General features: G+C 62.9%; 21 protein-coding genes. 6 read left to right on the top strand and 15 right to left on the bottom strand.

Going from position 1 to position 21,724, the window contains the following annotated elements; translation table 11 throughout:
- Positions 1-29 precede the first annotated feature (29 nt).
- From ACP7D4_RS17595 to ACP7D4_RS17620, 6 genes are all read right to left on the bottom strand, one after another.
- Positions 30-317 carry a hypothetical protein gene (locus ACP7D4_RS17595; RefSeq protein WP_426106505.1) on the bottom strand — a complete coding sequence of 96 codons (288 nt, stop codon included), beginning with the start codon at positions 315-317 and terminating at the stop codon, positions 30-32.
- Between the two features lie 164 nt (positions 318-481).
- Positions 482-1,147: an ABC transporter ATP-binding protein gene (locus ACP7D4_RS17600; protein WP_426106504.1), complete on the bottom strand. Its 666-nt coding sequence runs from the start codon at positions 1,145-1,147 to the stop codon at positions 482-484.
- 9 nt (positions 1,148-1,156) lie between these two features.
- Positions 1,157-1,966, bottom strand: a complete 810-nt coding sequence (gene phnE / locus ACP7D4_RS17605) for a phosphonate ABC transporter, permease protein PhnE (RefSeq protein ID WP_426106503.1) — start codon at positions 1,964-1,966, stop codon at positions 1,157-1,159.
- On the bottom strand, positions 1,963-2,793 hold the full coding sequence (locus ACP7D4_RS17610) for a PhnE/PtxC family ABC transporter permease (RefSeq protein ID WP_426210401.1): 831 nt from the start codon (positions 2,791-2,793) through the stop codon (positions 1,963-1,965). The genes phnE and ACP7D4_RS17610 overlap by 4 nt, the downstream gene beginning before the upstream one ends.
- A 3-nt stretch (positions 2,794-2,796) precedes the next feature.
- Positions 2,797-3,612 carry a phosphonate ABC transporter ATP-binding protein gene (locus tag ACP7D4_RS17615; protein WP_426106499.1) on the bottom strand — a complete coding sequence of 272 codons (816 nt, stop codon included), beginning with the start codon at positions 3,610-3,612 and terminating at the stop codon, positions 2,797-2,799.
- A 19-nt stretch (positions 3,613-3,631) separates the two neighbouring features.
- Positions 3,632-4,519: a putative selenate ABC transporter substrate-binding protein gene (locus ACP7D4_RS17620; RefSeq protein WP_426106498.1), complete on the bottom strand. Its 888-nt coding sequence runs from the start codon at positions 4,517-4,519 to the stop codon at positions 3,632-3,634.
- A 141-nt stretch (positions 4,520-4,660) separates the two neighbouring features.
- Between ACP7D4_RS17620 and egtD the strand changes: the two genes are divergently transcribed.
- The 4 genes from egtD (at position 4,661) to ACP7D4_RS17640 (ending at position 8,777) form a co-directional block, all read left to right on the top strand.
- On the top strand, positions 4,661-5,626 hold the full coding sequence (gene egtD / locus ACP7D4_RS17625; RefSeq protein ID WP_426106497.1) for an L-histidine N(alpha)-methyltransferase: 966 nt from the start codon (positions 4,661-4,663) through the stop codon (positions 5,624-5,626).
- Position 5,627: 1 nt separating this feature from the next.
- Entirely contained in the window at positions 5,628-6,800 is a 1,173-nt protein-coding gene (gene egtB / locus ACP7D4_RS17630) for an ergothioneine biosynthesis protein EgtB (RefSeq protein WP_426106495.1), read from the top strand.
- The gene (locus ACP7D4_RS17635) at positions 6,797-7,738 is read left to right on the top strand and encodes a YihY/virulence factor BrkB family protein (RefSeq protein WP_426106493.1); all 942 of its coding nucleotides are present in this window, start codon (positions 6,797-6,799) and stop codon (positions 7,736-7,738) included. The genes egtB and ACP7D4_RS17635 overlap by 4 nt, the downstream gene beginning before the upstream one ends.
- 562 nt (positions 7,739-8,300) lie before the next feature.
- A complete protein-coding gene (locus ACP7D4_RS17640; RefSeq protein WP_426106492.1) occupies positions 8,301-8,777 on the top strand; it encodes a hypothetical protein in 477 nt (158 codons plus the stop codon).
- A gap of 104 nt (positions 8,778-8,881) precedes the next feature.
- Here the strand turns inward: ACP7D4_RS17640 and leuA are convergent, their stop codons facing one another.
- Positions 8,882-10,552 carry a 2-isopropylmalate synthase gene (gene leuA, locus ACP7D4_RS17645; protein ID WP_426210403.1) on the bottom strand — a complete coding sequence of 557 codons (1,671 nt, stop codon included), beginning with the start codon at positions 10,550-10,552 and terminating at the stop codon, positions 8,882-8,884.
- 359 nt (positions 10,553-10,911) lie between these two features.
- Positions 10,912-11,271 (bottom strand): DUF1428 domain-containing protein, encoded by a 360-nt coding sequence (locus tag ACP7D4_RS17650; protein WP_426210405.1) that lies wholly within the window; start codon positions 11,269-11,271, stop codon positions 10,912-10,914.
- Positions 11,272-11,420: 149 nt separating this feature from the next.
- Here ACP7D4_RS17650 and ACP7D4_RS17655 point away from each other — a divergent pair, with 149 nt between their 5' ends.
- Positions 11,421-11,552 (top strand): hypothetical protein, encoded by a 132-nt coding sequence (locus ACP7D4_RS17655; RefSeq protein ID WP_426210407.1) that lies wholly within the window; start codon positions 11,421-11,423, stop codon positions 11,550-11,552.
- 113 nt (positions 11,553-11,665) lie between these two features.
- Here ACP7D4_RS17655 and selD read toward each other — a convergent pair whose 3' ends face one another.
- The 3 genes from selD to senB form a co-directional block, all read right to left on the bottom strand.
- Positions 11,666-12,724, bottom strand: a complete 1,059-nt coding sequence (gene selD / locus ACP7D4_RS17660) for a selenide, water dikinase SelD (RefSeq protein WP_426210409.1) — start codon at positions 12,722-12,724, stop codon at positions 11,666-11,668.
- 113 nt (positions 12,725-12,837) lie between these two features.
- Complete coding sequence (locus tag ACP7D4_RS17665; RefSeq protein WP_426210411.1) at positions 12,838-13,971, bottom strand: GGDEF domain-containing protein; 1,134 nt, start codon at positions 13,969-13,971, stop codon at positions 12,838-12,840.
- Positions 13,972-13,996: 25 nt separating this feature from the next.
- Entirely contained in the window at positions 13,997-14,971 is a 975-nt protein-coding gene (senB, locus tag ACP7D4_RS17670; RefSeq protein ID WP_426210413.1) for a selenoneine biosynthesis selenosugar synthase SenB, read from the bottom strand.
- Between the two features lie 27 nt (positions 14,972-14,998).
- Between senB and senA the strand changes: the two genes are divergently transcribed.
- Positions 14,999-16,204, top strand: a complete 1,206-nt coding sequence (senA, locus tag ACP7D4_RS17675; protein WP_426210415.1) for a selenoneine synthase SenA — start codon at positions 14,999-15,001, stop codon at positions 16,202-16,204.
- Between the two features lie 171 nt (positions 16,205-16,375).
- Here senA and ACP7D4_RS17680 read toward each other — a convergent pair whose 3' ends face one another.
- From ACP7D4_RS17680 to ACP7D4_RS17695, 4 genes are all read right to left on the bottom strand, one after another.
- A complete protein-coding gene (locus ACP7D4_RS17680; protein WP_426106483.1) occupies positions 16,376-17,479 on the bottom strand; it encodes an OmpA family protein in 1,104 nt (367 codons plus the stop codon).
- 77 nt (positions 17,480-17,556) lie between these two features.
- Entirely contained in the window at positions 17,557-17,973 is a 417-nt protein-coding gene (locus tag ACP7D4_RS17685; protein ID WP_426210417.1) for a hypothetical protein, read from the bottom strand.
- A gap of 254 nt (positions 17,974-18,227) precedes the next feature.
- Complete coding sequence (locus ACP7D4_RS17690; protein WP_426106481.1) at positions 18,228-19,634, bottom strand: DEAD/DEAH box helicase; 1,407 nt, start codon at positions 19,632-19,634, stop codon at positions 18,228-18,230.
- 372 nt (positions 19,635-20,006) lie between these two features.
- Positions 20,007-21,383, bottom strand: coding sequence for a transglycosylase SLT domain-containing protein (locus tag ACP7D4_RS17695; RefSeq protein WP_426106522.1), 1,377 nt, complete (start codon positions 21,381-21,383; stop codon positions 20,007-20,009).
- Positions 21,384-21,724 lie beyond the last annotated feature (341 nt).

Genomic DNA, 21,724 nt, shown 5'->3' on the forward strand with positions numbered 1-21,724 from the left:
CCTGGCAGCATGACGTTGACGCGCGCGTCTTAGTGCATTGACGTGTTCGACAGTTCCTTCAAGTCTTTGATGCTCATTTCAGACTTTTCGTGCATGCGCAACAGGATGGTGGCGCCGACTGCGAGCTTGCGGTGACGAATCTTGCTGATGATTGGCGGCTGCACTTCCAGCACGCGGCACAATTCCGCATCGTTCTTGAGCTTCATCTTTTCGATCAAGGTGTCCAGAAGCTTGTTAGGCACAAAGCTCGATGGCTCGAGTGCCCGGGCGCGGTTCATCGCCTCAATCATTTCCAATTTTTTTTGCCGTACGTTCATCGTACTCTCCTCAAAAGGTTACCTGCTTGATGGGCGAGGGAGCGACCTTTGCTGTCGCTTTCGGCCCGCACGTGACATTTGGCGACATTTCATGCGGCGCGGGTGCTTTGATAATACTACGATAAGAATATATTCGCAGCAAAGTTGATAAAAAAATGGTCGTGTTACCCATTTTTGTGCGTATTAGTCACGATTTGAAGGCCCGAGCGTGTCAAAAGCAGGGTTTTATCGGCCTGCGCCGCTGCCGCGTGGGAATGCGTGACCATGATCGCGCTCGCTCCGCTGGCCTTCACTTCGGCCCGCAGCAGCGCCAGAATGCTGTCCGCCGTCTCCGGGTCGAGGTTGCCGGTTGGTTCATCGGCCAGCACCAGCGCCGGCCTGTGGACCAGCGCGCGGGCGATCGCCACGCGCTGCATTTCGCCGCCCGACAACTGGCGCGGAAAGTCGTGATCGCGCCCCTGCAAGCCGACCGCCGCCAGCATCTGGCCGGCGCGCTCGCGCGGCTGGCCGTTGAGCAGCAGCGGCAGCGCCACGTTTTGCGCTAGCGTCAGGTGCGGCAGGACGTGGAAGGCCTGGAAAATAAAGCCCATGCGGGTGCGGCGCAGGCCGGTGGCGGCGTCGTCGTCAAGCGCGGCCATGCGCACCCCGTCAATCACGATGTCGCCGCTGTCGGGGGCATCGAGGCCTGCGATCAGGTTCAGTAAAGTCGATTTACCCACGCCCGATTCACCCATGATGGCGACGAATTCGCCAGCCTTGAAGTGATGCGACAGGCCGTGCAGCACGGTTCGTCCGCCGTAGGTTTTTTTCAGGTCGCGTAGTTCGAGCATGGGATTGTCTTAGTGGGTGAGCGCGCGCCGCAGCGCGAAACTGACGGCGTCCACCATCGCCACCAGCAGCAGCATGGCGATGACGACGGTGGCCGCGCTGGGCATGTTAAACAGCGACAGGTTGTACTTCAGGAGCTGGCCCAGGCCGCCGGCGCCGACCACGCCCAGGATGGCCGCGGCGCGGATATTGTTTTCCCAGCGGTACAGCGTGTACGACAGCATTTGCGGCAGCGTCTGCGGCAGCGTGGCGTACATAAAGGCGGCCATGGCGCCGGCGCCATTGGTGCGCAGCGTGGTTTCGGGCAGCAGTTCGGCGTTTTCAAGCGCGTCGGCAAACAGGCGCCCCAGTACGCCGCTGGTGTGCGCGGCCAGCGCCAGCGTGCCGGCGAACGGCCCCAGGCCGGCGGCCACCAGCAGCAGCGAGGCCCACACCAGTTCCGGAATTGAGCGCAGCACGTTGAGCAGGCCGCGCGCGACAATGCGCAGCGTACCGCCAAAACGGCCGGACGCCGGCAAGGCCAGCGCCAGCGCGCCGCCCACCGCCAGCAGCGTGCCCAGTGCCGACATCGATGCCGTCTCGGCGCTGGCCTGCGCCACGCGCAGCACAAAGGCCGGTTCCAGGTCGGGCGGCGCGAAGCCGCTTAAAAATTCACCCATCGAGCGCGTGGCGTCGGCGGTAAAAAATGCGGCCCACTGCAGGGGCAGCGAGGCGAAGCTGGCCACCACCAGCGCAGCCAGGGCGGCCAGCAGCAGCCAGGTCGACAGCGCGCGCCGGGGGCGGGCGGGGAAGGGGCGCGCGGGGTGGCGGCGAGCTGTCATGCCAGCCTTTTGCGCAGCATGCGCGAGACCAGGTCGGCCAGCGCAACGAGCAGCACGAACATGATCAGCATGGTCGACACTTCGCCGCCATTCATGGCATTGACCGATTCCTGCATGCGCTGGCCCAGGCCGCCCGCGCCCACAAAGCCCATCACGGCCGAACCGCGAATTGCGCACTCCCAGCGGTACACCGTGTACGAGACCAGCTCGGAGGCCGATTCGGGCAGCGCGCCGTACAGCAGTGCGGCCAGGCGCGAGCTGCCGTTTGCCAGCAGCGCATCGGTGGCGCGCGCGTCGGACGACTCGAGGATTTCGGCGTACACCTTGCCCAGCATGCCGCTGTATGAAATGGCGATCGCCAGCACGCCGGCGGTCGGCCCCAGGCCCACCACGCGCACGAACAGCAGCGCCCATACCAGTTCGGGCACGCTGCGCAGCACAATCAGTATCCAGCGCACCAGTTGGCGCAGCAGGCTCGAGCGCAGGCGCATGCGGTGCGTGCCCAGGCGCGAAATGGACAGCCGTTCGGTGACGATCAGGGTGGCCGGAATGGCGCCCAGTAGCGCCAGCGTGAGGCCGGCGGTGGCGATGGCAACGGTTTGCCAGGTCTGCTCTAGCACCATCAGTAAAAACCCGCGCTCGGTGGCCGGGGTCAGAAAGCCGAGCAGGAAGCTGCCCGCCGAGCGCAGGCTGCGCAGGTCGAACAGGATCCAGGGTTTGAATTCGGAGTACACCAGCGCCGGCCACAGCAAGGCCAGGCAGACCAGGGCGGTGATGACGCGGCCGCGCCAGGCGGGATCGCGGTGCAGGATGGCCTGTGGCGCCATCAGTTAAAAACAGGCGCCGACGGCGAGCCGTTCCGGCGTTTCGTGCGCTTCCGCTTCGCGCACGGTCATGCTCTCGTTCTGATACAACGCGGCGATCATGGCATCAGTGACGTTGTCGCGCGCGGCGTCGAACACGATGCGCCCGTCGCGCAGGCCGACGATGCGGGCAAAATTGGCACGCGCGATATCGACCTGGTGCAGGCTGCACACCAGCGTGGCGTTGCGGCTGGCCGCTTCGTGCTGCAGCGCGGCGAGCGTCATTTGCGCCAGCGTCGGGTCGAGCGCCGAGAGCGGCTCGTCAACCAGCAATGCCTGGGCCGACGAGAGCAGCAGGCGCGCCAGGCCGCAGCGCTGGCGTTCGCCGCCCGAAAGGCGGTCCACGCGCGCATACAGTTTGTCGCCCAGGCCAAAGCGCGCCAGGGCGTCGAAGGCGGCGTCGGGGTCGGAGGGGGTGATCAGTGAAGCGAAGGCTTGCCACAGGCTCCAGTGCGGCAAGCGCGCGGCCAGCACCGCATTGACCACGCGCTGGCGCGGCGGCAGCGGCGGCGTTTGCGGCGCCAGGAACAGGCGCGCGCGCAGCCGGTGGCGCGCGGCGTCCCCGAGCGCCCACGGGTCGTCGCCGAACAACGCGAAACGGCCATGGGCGGGACGGTGGGCGCAGGCCAGGGTTGAGAGCAGCGTGGTCTTGCCGGCGCCCGAAGGGCCGATGATGGCCAGTTGCTCGCCCTGCGTGACCACCAGGTCGATCGCGTCGAGCGCGGTGGCCTTGCCGGCGGCAAGGTGGCGCACGGTGAGCTGATCGAGCAGGAAGGTGGTCATGGGGTGTTGACTTGAACGCTTATTTCAGCAGGCCGGCGCTGTGCGCGGCAGCTTCAATCGCGGTGTAGTTTTCAACCTTGGTAGGAATGAACTTGGTGGCGCGTTGCAGTTCGAGGATTTCCTTGCCCTGGGCTGTGGACTTGTCCAGCGCCAGGAAGGCGTCGGTGATTTTTTTCTTGAGGGCCGGGCTCATGTCGCTGCGCACGGTCCAGTTGTAGTCGAAGTAGCCAGGCGTGGTGTAGAACACGCGCACCGCGGCCGGATCGACCTTTTTCTCGGCGATCAGCTTTTCCCAGACCGAGATGTTGAGCGCGCCGGCATCGACCTTGCCGCCGGCAACGGCGGCAACCGTGGCGTCATGCGCGCCGGAAAAGGCGATACGCTTGAGGTCCGTGTCAGGATTAATCTTGGCCGCCAGCAGGTAGGAGCGCGGCATCAGGTGGCCGGAGGTGGACGACTCGGAGCCGAAGCTGAGCGTCTTGCCCTTCAGGTCGGCCAGCGAATTGATATCCTTGGCGGTGGTGATGAACACCGAGCGGAATTTTTCATCTTCGGCGCGCTGCACCAGCGGCACGACCTGGCCCTTGCTGCGCACCTTGGCCTGCACGAAGGTAAAACCGCCGAACCAGACCATGTCAAGCTTGTTGTTGACCAAGCCTTCGACCGAGGCCGCGTAGTCGGTCACCGGGGTGAATTCGACCTTCAGGCCGGTGGCCTTGGCCAGGTAGTCGCCCAGCGGCTTGAACTTGCGCTGCAGTTCGGTCGGCGCTTCGTCGGGAATGGCCGACACGCGCAGCACGCCCGGGGTGACCTGGGCCAGCGCGCTGGAAGCGGCCAGCATCAGGCCGGCAGTAACGGAAGCGGTCAGCAAGTGTTTGATGGTGCGAAACGCGGAAAAATGTGTCATATGAACCTGTCTATAAAAAGGTGCCTGGCAAACAGCAAGCGGTAGTCACGATTGAACGTGGCCAACCGTCGAAAAAAACGTAATCGGCTATGATAACAAAAACCCCACAAAGCCACCTGACGCCCGTGCGCCAATACAACCATGCCAATTTCTCCCACCGCCGACGCGGCGCATCCCCTTGCCACGAGCGCCATTGCGGCGGAACTGCAGGCCGGCTTGCTGGCCGACCGGGCCATGCTCTCGCCCAAGTTCCTGTATGACGCGCTCGGTTCCAAATTGTTCGAGGCGATCTGCGAGCTTCCCGAATATTACCCGACTCGCATAGAAGCTGCCATCGTTGAGCGGCACGGGGCCGACATCGCGCGCGCCATCGGTCCGGGCGCCACGCTGATCGACCTGGGGGCGGGCAACTGCGCCAAGGCGGCGACCTTGTTCCCGCTGCTCCATCCGGCCCAGTATGTGGCGCTCGACATATCCTACGACTTTTTGCGCGAGGCGATCGAGCGCTTGCGCCAGCGTTTTGCGCACATCGAGATGACCGGCCTGGGTCTGGATTTTTCCCAGCAGCTCGTGTTGCCGGGCGAGGTGCGCGCCGAAAAGCGCCTGTTTTTCTATCCCGGTTCTTCGATCGGCAATTTTACTCCCGACGAGGCGTGTGCCTTCCTGCGCCGCGCGCGCGCCCAGTGCGGCAACGACGGCGCCCTGCTGATCGGGATCGACCTGGTCAAGGACAAGGCCATCCTTGACGCTGCCTATGACGACGAACTGGGCGTGACCGCCGCCTTCAACCTGAACCTGCTGCGCCATGTGAACCGGCTGCTGGGAGCCGACTTCGATGTGCGGCAATGGCGCCACCTGGGCTTTTTCAACGAGGCTGAAAGCCGCATCGAAATGCACCTCGAGGCGCGCGCGGCGCTTACCGTCACGTGGCAGGGCGCAGCGCGCCGCTTCGTTGCCGGGGAGCGGATCCATACCGAAAACAGTTACAAGTACCGCCCGCACGCCATCAGTGCTTTGATCGAGCAGTCGGGCTTTCAGAGCGTCGCGCTGTGGACCGATCCCAAAGCGTGGTTTGCGCTGGTGTATGCGCGCGCGCTGCCGGCCTGAGATGGACGCTACCACGATTTACGCGCAGGTGCGCGCGCGCTCGCTGGCGCTGGCCGAACCTTTGTCCGACGAAGATTGCGGCGCCCAGTCGATGCCCGACGCCAGTCCCGTCAAGTGGCACCTGGCGCATACCACCTGGTTCTTCGAGACCTTCATCCTGGAGCGCTTCGAGCGCGCTTTCGCGCCTTTCGATGCGTCGTTCAGGGTGCTGTTCAATTCCTACTACAACGGCATCGGCGAGCGCCATCCGCGCGCCGCGCGCGGCCTGCTCACGCGCCCGGCGCTGGCCTACGTGCGCGATTACCGCGCCAATGTGGACGCGCGCATGGCGCGTCTGATGGCGCAGCTGCCCGAGGACGCCGAACTGGCCGTGCTGGTCACGCTGGGCCTGCAGCACGAGCAGCAGCACCAGGAACTGATCCTGACCGACGTGCTGCACTTGCTGGCGCAGCATCCGCTGCTGCCGGCGTATTCGCCTTCACCGCCAGAGCATGGCGAAGCGGCGCCTCAGGAGTGGATTGGCTGTCAGGCCGCGCTGGTCGACATTGGCCATGACGGCGCCGGCTTCTGCTTCGACAACGAGCTGCCGCGCCATCGCGCCTATGTGGCGCCGTTCGCGCTGGCGCGCCGTCTGGTCACCAATGGCGAGTACCTCGCCTTTATCGAAGCGGGCGGCTACCGCGATCCCGCGCTGTGGCTGGCCGAAGGCTGGGATGACGTGTGCCGGCATGCGCTTGAACACCCCTTGTACTGGCGCCGCGACGATGACGGCGCCTGGCATGAATTCACGCTCGCCGGCGAGGTTGCGCTCGACCTGGCGCGTCCCGTCGCGCACCTGTCGCTGTTCGAGGCGGCCGCCTGCGCGCAGGCGATGCACGCGCGCCTGCCCACCGAGGCGGAGTGGGAAGTGGCCGCCCAAGACGCGCAGGGCGCGCGCATCGAGCAGCTGTACGGGCACTGCTGGCAGTGGACCAGCAGCAGCTATTGCCCGTATCCCGGTTACGTGTGCGCTCCCGGCGCGCTTGGCGAATATAATGGCAAGTTCATGCTCAATCAATACGTCCTGCGCGGCTCGTCCTGCGCCACCCCACCGGGGCACGCTCGTGCCAGTTACCGCAATTTTTTTCCGGCTTCCACACGCTGGCAGTTTTCGGGCCTGAGGCTGGCGCGATGAGTCAACTGCATTTGCCCCACTTCGACATCAAGCTGCTCAATGGCCGCGCCAATGCCTATATCGTCAAGCATCCGCTGGCCTTTTTGTGGCAGACGCTCAAGGGCTTCAAGGCCAACCAGGGTTTGCTGCTGGCCGGCGCCGTGGCCTATTACGCGCTGCTGTCGATCGTGCCGTTCCTGATGCTGGTGGTGGTGGCGCTGTCGCATGTGATCGACCAGGACGAACTGCTCGCCACGCTGTCGCGCTATTTGGAGTGGCTGGTGCCGAGCCAGTCGGCGGCGGTGGTGGCTGAACTGGCGCACTTCCTGGGCGACCGCGATCTGGTCACCTGGGTGCTGTTCGTGGTGATGCTGTTTTTTAGTTCGCTCGCCTTTACGGCCCTCGAAAACGCCATGTCGGTGATCTTTCATCATCGCGTCAAGATCAGGCGGCGCGCCTTTTTCATTTCGGCCGTGTTGCCGTATTGCTACATCGTCGGCCTGGGCGCCGGCATCATGATCATCACGCTGGTGGCCGGCGGGCTGCAGGTGATGGGCGAGGAAAGCTTGCAGTTTCTCGGTTACCAGTGGCAGCTGGGCGGCGTGTCCGGCGTGCTGCTGTACCTGCTGGGGCTGACGGGTGAAATCCTGGTGCTCAGTTCCATCTACCTGGTCATGCCGGTGGGGCGCTTGTCGCTGCCGCACGCGCTGATCGGCGGTGTAACAGCGGCGCTGCTGTGGGAAATCGCGCGCCACGTGCTGGTGTGGTATTTCACCACGCTGTCGCAGGTGAACGTGGTGTACGGTTCGATGACGACCGCCATCGTCGTCATGTTCAGCCTGGAGATCGGCGCGACCTTGCTGCTGTTCGGCGCGCAGGTGATCGCCGAATACGAGCGGGTGGGGCGCGACGAGCAGGGCGACGAGCCGGTTGGCCTGACGACCGGCGCGCCACAGTAAGGGGCGCAGGTTTGCCGCGCCGTCTTCGCTGTTGGCGCTGCGGGATCAAATAATCTTTGCTGCATCGCACAAAGCCGTGCTATACTGCGTTCTGTTGTTGGGGTTCTTGCGAACCGCGGCACTATCCGGGCCCTGCGCCTCGCGCCTATATGTGTAATGTTGGTGCGTAGACGGCGGCAACCAGCCTGGATTTGTACTTCCGAATACGTTGGTCGATTTACACGTCAGGGCACCACGCAGATAGCATGGGCGCCTGAGACACGAACAAAGCATTGGTAATACATTGGAACAGAGCTCGCTTCGGCGGGCTTTTTTTTCGTGCGCGTTGTCGCGTCATGATCGATACCGACGAACTTTCCGTAATCAGTATTGTCTTACGGTGGCAAACAGTGCTTGTTCTGCATCGGATAACCCGATGCGGATATTTTGGTGGCGTCAGTGTTGGTTCAAAGCGTCAAGTCAACGCAAGAGGAATAAGTATTTATCCTGCCGAGTTCGCCTTCGGTTAAGCTTGGCAGAGCTGTGAAAAATACTTGATCAATCCCACGCAATTCGAGCAACCATGCCATCCCAACACGCTGCCACGCCCGTCGAACGACAGGCTACCTTCGAGCACTTCCATGCCGAACTGGCGCCGGTGCTGGTCGACTTTATCGACGCGTTGGGCATCGAGCCGCCGCAGGAAGTGCTCACGCAAGCCGGCCACTATTTGCCGTATGTGGAAAAAGCGCTGGCCGACATGGCCATTGCCGACGCTGACGATCGCAGCTGGCTGCTGGTGCGCATGATGTATTTTATCGGCGAATATTTCGCGCAGCAGTATGGCGGCGGCTGGTATATCGAGGAAACGCCGGGTTCGCGTTTGTTCGGGCGTTGCGTGGTGGGTAATTTTAGCATGTACGCCAACGGCGAATTCGTGGTCGATCCGTTCGAGATCGCCACCGCCTATGTCGATGCGGCGTGTCCGCGCCAGCTCTCGCCGCTGGTGGCGGCCGTTGAAGGCCGCATCATCGGCACCGCGCGCGCCGGGATGCATTAAACGCGCTCGCGGGGTGCTGTCGCAAAGGGGTCGGCTTTGCCGACCGACGTTCCGTTGCAGTGCGAAGTATTCTCGCACTGACCTTTGCGACAAGCTCTATGCCGCTATGCGCTCACTGCGCTGCGCACCAGTTCCCGGTTCACGGCACTGAGCACCGCCTTGAACGAGGCGGTCACGATATTGCTGTCGATGCCCGCGCCGAACACGGTCGGGCCATCGGCCAGGCGCAACTCCACGTAGCACGCGGCGCGCGCGTCGGCGCCCGAGCCGATCGAGTGCTCATGGTAATCCATCAGCTTGATATCGAGTCCCAGCGCATCCACAAAGGCGTCGATCGGGCCGTTGCCGCCGCCTTGCAGCTGCTGCACCACATTGGCGTGCGAGAGCGTAATGTCGATCTGGACCGGCTGGGCGCTGCTGGTGTCTTCCACCATCTTGTGGCCCGCATACGCGTACGGACTTTGCTGCTCGAGGTATTCGCTGGAAAATATGTCATGGATGCCGGCGGCGGAAATTTCGCGTCCGCTGGCGTCCGCCACTTTTTGCACGGCGCGCGAGAGTTCAATCTGCAAGCGGCGCGGCAATGCCAGGCCGTAATCTTTTTCAAGCAGGTAAGCCATGCCGCCCTTGCCGGACTGCGAGTTGACGCGAATGACGGCGTCGTAGCCGCGGCCAAGGTCGGCCGGGTCGATCGGCAGGTACGGCACTTCCCACAGCGCGTCGCTCTGTTGCTGTGCGAAGCCCTTCTTGATCGCATCCTGGTGCGAGCCCGAAAAGGCTGTAAACACCAGGTCGCCCGCGTACGGATGGCGCGGGTGCACGGGCAACTCGTTGCACTGCTCGACCAGCTGGCGCACGCTATCGATGTCGGAAAAGTCCAGGCCCGGGTGCACGCCTTGCGTGTACAGGTTCATGGCCAGCGTCACGAGACAAACGTTGCCGGTGCGCTCGCCATTGCCGAACAGGCAGCCTTCGACGCGATCGGCGCCGGCCAGCACGGCCAGTTCGGCCGACGCGACGGCGGTGCCGCGGTCGTTATGCGGGTGCACCGACAATACGATGGCGTCGCGCCGCGCCAGCTTGCGCGACATCCATTCGATCTGGTCGGCGTAGATGTTGGGGGTGCTGCATTCCACTGTCGACGGCAAATTGAAGATCATTTTGCGCGCCGGTGTAGGCTGCCACGCGGCGCTGACGGCGTCGCAAATTTGCAGCGAAAAATCCAGTTCGGTGGTGGAAAACGATTCCGGGCTGTATTCAAAGCCCCACTCGGTCTGCGGGTGATTGGCCACCAGTTGCTTGACCAGCGTGGTGCCGTTGACGGCAATGGCCACAATTTCTTCGCGCGTCATGTTGAACACCACGCGCCTAAATACGGGGGCCACAGAATTGTACAGGTGAACGATGGCGCGCTTGGCGCCCACGGCCGAGTCCACCGTGCGACGGATCAGTTCATCGCGCGCCTGGGTCAGCACGATGATCGTCACGTCGTCGGGGATGCGGTTTTCTTCGACCAGGGTGCGCACGAAATCGAAATCGGTCTGCGAGGCTGACGGAAAACCCACTTCGATTTCCTTGAAGCCGATGTTGACGAGCATGTCGAAAAAACGCAGCTTTTTTTCGGTGCTCATCGGTTCGATCAAGGCTTGGTTGCCGTCGCGCAGGTCGGTGCTCATCCAGATTGGCGGGGCCGTGATGGTCCGGGTCGGCCACTGGCGGTCGGGCAAGTCGATGGCGGGAAAGGCGCGATATTTGGCTGCTGGATTGCTGATCATGTCTGGGTGCTCCGGTTGGGACTGGCGAAAAAGGGGACGCGGTGTGGCGAGAGGCTGCCGGGCGGCCACGAAACGCTAGGCCAGGCAACCGATCGGTAGCTTTAGCAGTAGCAGCAGGGTGGTGATGGGTGCGAACATGGGTCTTTTCCGGGGGTAAAAGTACTAATCGACTGATCGACGGCTGGGAGCCGGCGGTGCACGGCGCTGTTTAAGCGCGTGCAGCTAGTAGCGAAGCTGGCGATAGCGCGCCAGCTTGCAGTAGGAAAGACGACAGGTGCAGGGGGAAAGTCATAGACTTACTTTACGTGAGGCCCGCTTTGTTTGTCAACGCTTAGTTGCACAAACTCATCTATACAAACCTACATGTCGATCAGCGATTCAAAGCCGCCGTAGATCATGCGCTTGCCGTCGAAGGGCATGTTTTCAGGTTTGAACAGCTCGGTCATGCGCGGGTCTTTCATGACTTTGTCGTTGATCTCGTCGCGCGCGGCGCGCGAGGCGTAGACGATCCAGGAAAAGATGACGGTTTCGCCCTCTTGCAGGTCGACCGCCTGGGGGAAAGAGGTCAGCTTGCCCGGCTTGACGTCGTCGGCGACGTTTTCGCGAAAGGCCAAGGCGCCGTGTTCGCGCCAGATTTCGCCGCAGCGGGTGGCAACTTTGCGGTACTCGTCTAGCTTGTTCTTGGGGACTGCAAGGACAAATCCATCGATGTAAGGCATCGTGTTCTCCTTCAAAGTGAGATCTTGATCATACCCCCCCGCGCCGCGCACGCTTGATATGAACGCTTGCGATTGATCAAGCCGAGTGAAGGAACCTGGTGGCAAAGTGGGATGAAGGTTGATATTGCTCACTGAAAAGGAATGTAATCATGGAAATCATCTTGATGGCGGTTGCAGCAATTGGCGGCGCCGGCGCGGTGCTGTACGTGGCCCACGGTCTGGCCGAGGCGCAGGGCAGGCTCGACATGCTGCGCGGCCAAAGGCGGCGCGACCGGCGCTGAGCCGGCTTACCCGGCCAGCGCCCGGGCAAGCCGGGCGTGGGGGCGCGCGTAGCTGGTTCCACCCGGAGCCGAGCACGGCAAAAAGCCAACGGGCGAGATGGCCTGGCGCCAGATCAGACCTGGACGTCGATGCGCGCGGCGCCCTCCTGCATGCTGCCAATCACGGCGGCGCTGGCAAAGCCTTCGCGCGTGAACAGTGCGAGCACCTCGTCCACGCTGCCCGGGTCGCACGACACCAGCAGCCCGCCCGAAGTTTGCGGGTCGGTCAGCAAGGCTTGCTGGGCCGGCGTGATGGCCGGAGCTAGCGTGACGTCCTTGCCGTACGCATCCCAGTTGCGACCCGAGGCGCCGGTAAAAAAGCCGTCATGGGCCAGTTGCTCGACGCCGGGCAGCAAGGGAATGCGCGCCATCTGCAGTTGCGCCGTCAGCTTGGCGCCGCGCGCCAGTTCCAGCAAGTGCCCCAGCAGGCCGAAACCGGTGACGTCGGTCAGCGCATGCACGCCGGCCATTTCGGAAAGTGCCTTGCCCGGCTTGTTCAGCTTGGTGGTGTTCTCGATCATCGCCGCGTAGCCGTCGGCGCCCAGCGCATCTTTCTTGAGGGCGGCCGAGAGCACGCCCACGCCGAGCGGCTTGCCCAGCACCAGCACGTCGCCGGCGCGGGCGTCGGCATTGCGCTTGACCTTGGACGGGTGCACCAGGCCGAGCACCACCAGCCCGTAGATCGGCTCGACCGAATCGATGGTGTGTCCGCCCGCGATCGGGATGCCCGCTTCGGCGCAGATGGCTTCGCCGCCACGGATGATCAGGCCGATCGTTTCCAGCGGCAGCTTGTTGATCGGCATGCCCACCAGGGCCAGTGCCATGATCGGGGTGCCGCCCATGGCGTACACGTCGGAAATGGCGTTGGTGGCGGCGATGCGGCCGAAATCATACGGGTCGTCGACGATCGGCATGAAAAAATCGGTGGTGGCGATCAGCGCCTGCTCGTCGTTGAGCTTGTAGACGGCGGCGTCATCAGCCGTTTCGATGCCGACCATCAATTCCTTGGGAACGGGAAAGCCGGTCGAATTTTTCAGGATCTCGGCCAGCACGCCGGGCGCGATCTTGCAGCCGCAGCCGCCTCCGTGCGAGAACGAGGTCAGTTTGATGGCTTGTTCGGGCGTATTGCTCATGGTGTGTTCATCTCTGAAGTGATATCAATGCGTGAGATTATGACCGAAACGGCGTCGGCCGGCAGATTCACGCATCTTGGTGCCGTCCCCGGCAGGCGCGCCTGATGCTGTGCTTACAGAAGTGCGGTCCGGTTGCGACCGCCGGCCTTGGCGGCATACAGGGCGCGGTCAGCGCGTTCAATCATGTCGTCGATCTGTTCGCCGTCGATATAGCGCGTGATGCCGGTCGAAAACGCGATGCGCAAGTGCGGCGCCTGTGCGCTGGCCTCGGCCACGGCCAGCGCCGCGCGCAGCCGTTCGATGCCCACGTTCGGGTCGCCCGGGGGCGGCGCTTCGGGCAACAGCAACAAAAATTCCTCGCCGCCCCAGCGCGCGATGATGTCGGTATTGCGCAAGTGGGCGCGCGCCTGGGCGGCAAAGGCGACCAGCGCTTCGTCGCCCACCCGGTGCCCGTAGGTATCGTTGACGTTCTTGAAGTGATCGATGTCGGCCAGCGCGACCGAAAAACCGGGTCCGCCGCGCGCGTGGCGGGTGATGTGCTCGCCCAGCAGCGCAATCATGTGGCGCCGGTTGGCCAGCTTGGTCAATTCGTCGTGGGTGGCCACTTGCCGAATGTGGGCCAGGGCCGCTTCGAGCTCCTGTTTCTGGCTGCGCAGGCGGTTGCGCATCTTGGTCAGTTGCACCGCCAGCGACGAGATCGCGGGCAGGGCGGTGGTGGCCGTCGCAAAGTAGATCAGCTCCAGCACCCATGGGTAGACCAGCGGGTCGACATGGGATTTCCACGCCATCACCGCGCCAATCAAACCAATTGTGTAAAACATCAGGATGCGCACGTTGCGCAGGCGCATGTCGAACATGCCGAAAAACATCACCATGGCCAGGAAGATCAGGTTGGCGGCATGCGCCGGGCCGCTGACCGCGTAGGCGGTGGCTACCAGCGTTTGCGCGACCATGGCTTGGGGAAAGGCCAGCGAAGGTTCGGAAAACCGCAGGTTCAGGCCGCTGCGCACGAGCGCGTAAAAAACAGTCGCCGTCAATGCGCACAGGATGCCGAGCACGATCACACCCTGGCCGGCGAAAATGCCAAACACTACCCCGTAAGTGAGCAGCGCGAGACACACCATATACAGCACCGCCGTCATCAAGACCATGACGATGCGGCGGCGCTGGCGGAAGTCGTCGGTCAACACGAGCCTGACCAGGCGCTGCCAGGTACTTGCCGCGGCGGGAATCCGTGCCGTATTCATGGCTTATTTTTCCTCAGGCAAAAAATTATCCTCGGAACATATTATCTACCAATTGCAACAAGCTGTTGCGTTCCTTTCCCGGAGCGAACAAGGCGGCACGCGCCGCGCATTGCGCCTTTAGCAAGGCATGGAACGCCGGGTCGTCGATGCTGCGATCGATCAGGCGGGCGAGGGCGGCCGCGTCGCCGACCGGAAAATAAGCGGCATAGTCGTCGCCCAGCATGCCGCGGTTGCCGCTGATGTCGCTGGCCAGCACCGGTACGCCGCTGGTCACCGCTTCAATGATGACGTTGGCGCCGCCTTCCATCAGCGAACAGATTGCCATCGCGTGGCTGCGGGCAAGGCGCCGGCGGGTGACGCTGTGCGCCAGGTTGCCCAGCCACCGGTAGCGCGCATTGCTGGCGACGGTGGCGTTGGCGGCCTGGCCCAGGGCGGTCTCAAGCGCGCCGCCGATGTGCAGCAGGCGTGCCTTGGCGCTGGTGACGAGCGTGCTGGCGCGCATGAAGGTTAGCGGGTCTTTTTCGGCGCGCAAATGGCCGATCATGCAGACATCGTAATAGCGCCGCTGCGCGCCATGCGCCACCGGACGCAGCGCTGGCGCCGACTGGTAAATCACGTGCGTCTTGGCACGCAAAGCGGGCGCAAGCTGCGCCATGCCGTCGCTTTGCAGCAGCACCAGGGCGCCCGCGCTCGCGAGCGAGGCCTGGGCCTCGCTCGCCGTGTCAATGTCGCGATACAGGTCGGTCCCGGTGAGCACCAGCACGCAGGGGCGGGCCGGATACGCCCGGGCAAAAGCGGCCACGGCGGCGGCCGAACGGCGCGCGTGCAGCGCGATCAGCAGGTCGGGCGCGCTGGCGTCGCCGTTCCAGTCGGACGCGATCGTTACCTGGTAGCGGCTGCGCAGGAAGTGGCACCAGCGCCTGGCGGTTTGCCAATTGCCGTTATTTTCCCGCGCCAGGGCGGGGCTGACGATCAGCACGTGCTTGGTTGACACCGGCATCCTCGGAAAAGTCGCTACAATTGAATGATGAACTCTATAACATCACCAACATCGCCGTCGTTCCGGCATGCCAAGGGGCAGCAGCTGGCCGACGCGTTGCAAGGGGCGAGAAATTATACGCTGAGCCTGTTCGATTGCTGCGCCGAGGCCGGCTTTGAGGCGCTGGCGCGCGTGCCCCACATCGCCACCATCAATCCGCCCTTGTGGGAACTGGGCCACACCGCCTGGTTCGCCGAATGGTTCATTTTGCGCGAGGCGCGCTCGAGCCACCCGGCCGATGCCCAGCACCATTGCCTGCTCACGCGCGGCGACGACTGGTTCGATTCGAACCTGGTGCCGCACCGCTCGCGCTGGACGCTCGACCTGCCAAGTGCCGGCGCGCTGAAAACCTACTGCCACGAAGTGCACGACCGCGTGCTCGACAAACTGGCGCGCGAGCCGGGCACCGACGCCGCGCTGTATCCGTACCGGCTGGCGCTGGCGCACGAAGACATGCACGGCGAAGCGCTGCTGATCACCTTGCAAACGCTGGGGGTGCAAGTGCCGCTGGCGCTCTCGCGCGACGAGCCGTCGCACACGCCGGGCGCGGCGATTCGCTATCCCGGCGGGACCATCATGCTCGGCGCCCAAGAGGGCGGTTTTACGTTCGACAACGAGCGGGCCGCGCACCAGTGCTACGTGGCCCCGTTCGAGGTCGATTCGGGGGTGGTGACCAATGCGCAGTTTGCCGAGTTCATGGCCGACGGCGGCTACCAGAACCGCCAGTTCTGGAGCGTGGCCGGCAGCGCCTGGCTGATGCAGCAGGAGCGCTCGTCGCCGCGCTACTGGCAGCGCGACGGCGCCAACTGGCGCAGCATGCGCATGGGACGTTTGTCGACCCTTGCGCCCGCCGAACCGGTGCGTCATGTGAATCTGTACGAAGCGCAGGCCTATTGCGCCTGGATCGGGCGCCGCTTGCCGACCGAAGCGGAATGGGAGTATGCGGCGCTGTCGGGGCAGGCCGGCTTTCGGTGGGGGCAGTTGTGGGAGTGGACGGCCTCGCCCTTTGAGCCGTATCCGGGCTTTGTGGCGGACCGTTACCGCGAATATTCAGCGCCGTGGTTCACCACGCACCAGGTGCTGCGCGGCGCGTCGTTCGCCACGCAGGCCAGGATGGCGTCGGCCAGGTACCGCAATTTTTACCTGCCCGAGCGCGACGATATCTTTGCCGGCTTTCGGACTTGTGCCTATTGAAAGCGCCGGGCGTGCAAAAGCGGCATCAGGACTGACGTTGAAGCGACATCGCGGACCTTGTTCAGCAAGGCCGCGAGGAGCCTGCGCCCGTCTCTCACAGCTTGTACCGCAGGTCGGTACGCCAACTGCCTGGGTTAGCTGCCGACGTTAGCTGCCGACGTTAGCTGTCGCTTATCCCTTCACAACCTTCACCAACTCGACACGGCGGTTTTTTGCCCGCCCCTCATCGCTGCCATTATCGGCAATCGGCTTGTCCGCACCGAGCCCTGCAGCGGTCAGCCGCACGCCGTCAATACCATCCTTGACCAGCGTATCGACCACCGCTTGCGCCCGCGCGCGCGACAACGCCACGTTGTGCTTGGCCTCGCCGACATTGTCGGTATGTCCTTCCACGGTCAGCTTGAGCGTGCTTTCCTTTTTCATCAGCGTCGCGATTTCATTCACGGCCGGCTTGCCCTCGGCGCGCAGCACGGCCTTGTCGGTGTCAAAATTAATGTACAGCGCGATGTGACCCTTGCTGTCCAGCGCAGACTTGATGGCGGCGGCGGCCACCAGCTTGACCGAGGAGGCGGTCGTCTTTTCTTCGAGCGCCAGCATGCGCACGCGGTCATCGCCAAACATCAACACCAGCCACCTGCGACCCGCCGCCGTAGGCAGGAAATACACGTCGTAGGACAGCGGCGCCTGGTAGTGCGTTTTTTTATCCAGCTCATAGCGCTTCTGGTCGATGGCCTCGGTCCGCTCGCCGCCCATGCCATTGGCTGCATAAAAAGCGTCTTCCTTCGGCGCCAGCGTGTTGACTTTTACGCCGCCCATATCAAGCGCTGCTTTTGTATAGTCGCGCCTTGCCTGAAACTCCGAGATTTTTGCGTCGCGCAGCAAAAAGCCGCTGAGTTTCATGCGTCCTTCGACCATCAGCACCTTGTCGCCGACGACAACGCCAACCTGGTCGAAATCCGATTCCTTGGTTTCGCGCGCGCTTTCGTCCACGGCGGGCGGATAGTCGATATACGGGAACGGTGGCAGCGGCTTTGCGATCACGGCGACCTTGTCCAGGTCGGCTATTGCCGCCGAGCTGGCCTGTGCGGGCACGGCCGCCGGCACTGCCGCGGGCGCGGCAGCAGGAGCTGCAGCAGGAGCGGGCGTCCCCGCTGCTGCTGCCGCCGCCGCCGCTTTTTGCTCCGCGGTGGGCTCGCCCGGTTTCGGCTTGCAAGCGGACAGGGCAAGCGCAACGCAGAGCGTCAGGCACAGGGCGGGTTTAAATGGTGTGGACATGTGCTGGCTCGCTAAATAGATAAATAATTTGCAACATTATCACAAATTAGGCGGCAAGGGTAGTGGACCGCCAGCGCTCAGCACCCATGGGGCGCCATGCAAGTCACATACCCGTTGGCGCGTCGCTGCGCAAGCGCCTTGGCATTCGCACCATCGATTTCGCGCTGCCACTTTGCGTTGCGTGCCTCGTTGCGCTGGTTCGCGGCGCGCCGCTCGTCTTCCTGTTCGCGACGGTGCCGGGTCAGCTCCAGAATGAATAATTGTTGGGTATTATTGCGCGTGCGCTGCGCCGCGCTGACAACAGCGCGGTCGCCTTCGTCGATGGCAGGTGCGGGCACGGTGAACTGTCGGATAACCTTGTCGTTACCAGGGCAAGGCTGGCGCGAATAGGCGAGCTTTCCCTGAGCGGAGCGGCACTTGTACATCTCGCCGGCAACAGCGCTGCCCACTTGCGCGGCGCCCGCAAGCGCACACGCCAGTGCCAGCAGCGCCATTTTCCCGCAACTGCGGTGGCGGCCGTCTTACCTGTTCGCGGCTTCATGCGCTCTGCGTTCTCGCCGCGGGCTGCGGCCAGGCACATGGCGGCACAAAAACGTTCGAGACGCACCGCTCTCCCCGATTAAATTTCCTTGAATACACATTATCACTTGCGTAGCACCGGCAATCTTTTCACAAGGCGAAAAAAAACGGCCGCCGAAGCAGCCGTCTTGATGGAGACTCCCGCTTGCGCGAGAGCTCATGGCATCGATTAACGATCGCCGTACGAACGACGGGCGCCGTCGGTCGAGCGCGGGTTCGAACCCTTGTAGCCGCCGCCGGCCGTTGCGCCTTCCTTGCGCGGAGCGCTAGGCTTGCTGAAGGTACGCTGGCCCGGCTTGGCCGCGGCCGCGCGGTTGTCGCCCGGCTTCCACGAACCAGGACGCGCTGCCGAACGTGGCGCGGACGCCGTCTTCTTCGGCTCGAAGCCTTCGATGACGTTGACCGGAATGAGCTGCTTGGTGAAGCGCTCGATACGCTTGACGTTCATGCCTTCGGCATGGTTCACCAGCGAGATCGCCAGGCCATTGCGACCGGCACGGCCGGTGCGGCCGATACGGTGCACATAGTCCTCGGGGAACTTTGGCAGGTCGTAGTTGAACACGTGGGTGATGTTCGGCACGTCGATACCGCGCGCGGCAACGTCGGTGGCAACGAGTACCTTGACCTGGCCGCGGCGCAGACCGTCGAGCGTGCGGTTACGCGCGCCTTGGTGCATGTCGCCATGCAGTGCTGCGGCCGAGAAACCGGCGATGTTCAGGCGGTCGGCGATGGTGTCGGCGTCACGCTTGGTGGCGGTGAAGACCACGGCCTGGTCCAGCGTTTCGTCGCGCAGCAAATGGTCGAGCAGGCGATTCTTGTGCGACAAATCGTCGACGAAGTGAACGCGCTGCGAGATGTTCTCGTGCTTGGAAGCGGAACCGGCGATCTGGATGATCTGCGGGTTGGTCGTGATGCGGCGCGCCATGTTGCCGACCATGCCGTCCAGGGTTGCCGAAAACAGCATCGTCTGGCGGTTCGACGGGGTGGCGGCGATGATCTTTTCGATATCGTCGATGAAACCCATGTCCAGCATGCGGTCAGCTTCGTCCAGGACCAGGATTTCCAGTTCCGAGAAATCGATCTTGCCCGATTCCATATGGTCGATCAGACGGCCAGGGGTCGCGACCAGGATTTCCGGGTTACGGGCCAGCAATTGCATCTGCTTAGGATAAGGCATGCCGCCCAGGATCGATACAGCCTTGATGCGGCGGATCTGGGTGCCGTATTTTTCGGTGGCGCTGGTCACTTGCAGTGCCAGTTCGCGCGTTGGGGTCAGTACCAGCATTTTAGGCTGGGCTGCCTTGAAACGTGGACGCTCGCCGCGGGCGCGCGCAGATTGCGCTTCCTGGGCTGCGGTCTTGGCGGCTGCTGATTGCTCGGCGACAGCGAATTTGTGGAGTGCTGGCAGCATGAATGCTGCCGTCTTGCCGGAACCGGTCTGCGACGACACGAGCAAGTCGCGTCCTTCGATCGCAGCAGGAATGGCTTGCTCCTGAACTGGGGTCGGCTTGGTGTAACCGGCATCGGTCACTGCTTTTACGATAGACGCGTGGAGGCCTAGTGCTTCAAAACTCATGTGTTCTTTTCTTTCGATAGAAATCAGCGCCCGAGCAGATGCTCCGGACGCAAAATAGCAACGCCAACCACAACAACGAAATGACTCAGGATGAAAGAAATTTCGGCACAAAAGCTTTGCGCCGGGACGGTGTCAGGTGCGACACCAAAGGCGGGAGGGCTTTATACGGGCAATCCGGTGGATATGCCCAGGCTTGCGAAGCTGCTAGTTTTTTACTGCTTAAGTCGGCTGCAACAAAACATACTGCAGCGCACAAACAAGACTATACAGTACTTTCACTGTAGTTGTATAGGGTAATGCGTTGCGTGTGGCCACCAAAAACGGAAAAAGCCGGCGGCGGGTGAGCGCGGCCGGCCTTTACTTTTGGCACAATCAACCGTTGCGCGACTTGCGGCGCGGGCTGTCCGCCGCGGTCTTGAGCGCGCCTTTCGAGACGCGGCCCGACAGCGAAGCCATCTTGGCCTTGATGCGTTCGGCGTTGCTCATCTTTTGCGCGCGGGCAGGGCGGGCCGTGCGCTCGGCCTGCAGCGACATGACGGCGCTGTCGGCCACGTGCTCGGCAATATCGACATTGACCGAGGCCGACGTCTTGGGCACCAGGATGGTCGAGCCCAGGCTGACGCCCGATTTCCCGGGAATATTGTTGGCCTGGCGAATCACTTCCGGCGTGGTGCCAAAGCGCGACGCGAGCGAGGCGATTGTTTCGCGCGCGCCGGAAATCTTGTGCGTGGTCCAGGTCGACAGGGCGCGGCCCCACGATGCCAGGTTCAGGCGGAATTTCTCCGCATTATGCTGCGGCAGCAAAATCTTGGTTTGCTCGCCACCGGTGATGACGGGGCGGTTGAACTGCGGATTGAGCGCCTTGAATTCGTCGACCGACAGTTCGGCCAATTGCGCCGCCAGGGTCAGATCGATGTCGCCGGTCTTGTCGACGGCGGTGAAATACGGCGTGTTGTCGATCGCCGGCAGCGACACGTTGAACTGGGCCGGGTTGGCGATGATGTTCTTGACCGCTTGCAGCTTGGGCACGTAGTTGCGCGTTTCAGCGGGCATCAGCTCGGACAGGCTTTCGTAGTCGGTCGGTTTGCCCATCGCCTGGTTGCGCTTGATGGCTTTTTGCACGTTGCCTTCACCCCAGTTGTAGGCGGCCAGGGCCAATGGCCAGTCGCCGAACATGGTGTACAGCTTTTGCAGGTAAGTCAGGGCGGCGTCGGTCGAGGCAACGACACCGCGCCGCTCGTCCTTGAACATGTTCTGCTTGAGGTTGTAGTCGCGACCCGTGCCCGGCACAAATTGCCACATGCCGGCAGCGTCGGCGCTGGAATAGGCTTGCGGATTGAACGCGGACTCGATAATCGGCAGCAAGGCCAGCTCGGTCGGCATGTTGCGCTTTTCCAGTTCCTGGACAACGTGGAACATGTAGCGGTTGGCGCGGGTCGAGATGCGGGCCAGGTATTCCGGGCGCGAGCTGTAATAGTTGACGTGCTTGTCGACCAGCGCATTGCTGATATCCGGGATGGCGTAACCGGTGCGGATGCGGCCCCAGACGTCGGTTTCCTTGAATTCATCCACCTTGAGGGACGAAAACTGCGGCAACTGCAGTGGCTTGGCGGCGGCGAATGGCGTGGCATTGGCGGGCGCGACAGCTGCAGGCGCGGCAAGGGCGGTAGCCGGGGTACTGTCCGCATGGCAAAGAGCCGGTGCGAACGTGAAAGCCAATACTGCGAGCGCTGCTTTGGTGCGAGTCATTTCGGTCATGGCACTTCCATAGTTGCGTCCTGGAACTTTGGACTGACGACAGATAAGTTCGGAGTGTACGTAGCGTTCGCTTGTCGAGTCAAGCCAATTGATTGTAACGACGGTAAATTTTATGGCAACTATTTGGCCCGGTCCGGCTGCCGCGGCACAGACCAATTGGCGGGAGTATGCGATAAAAATGGCAAACATACGTGTCATTTTCGCATGCGTGAAACACGATACTGAGGGGGAGTATCTGCATTATCCCCCCGTTGGAAAGGGCGCTTTTTGCAGCTGTTGATGAATAGGTAAGATTCTATCCGGCAATACCAATTCAACGCCGCGTCCGTCTT

It is taken from the genome of Massilia sp. TWP1-3-3, assembly GCF_049897805.1.
In the GTDB taxonomy this organism is placed as follows: domain Bacteria; phylum Pseudomonadota; class Gammaproteobacteria; order Burkholderiales; family Burkholderiaceae_D; genus Telluria_A.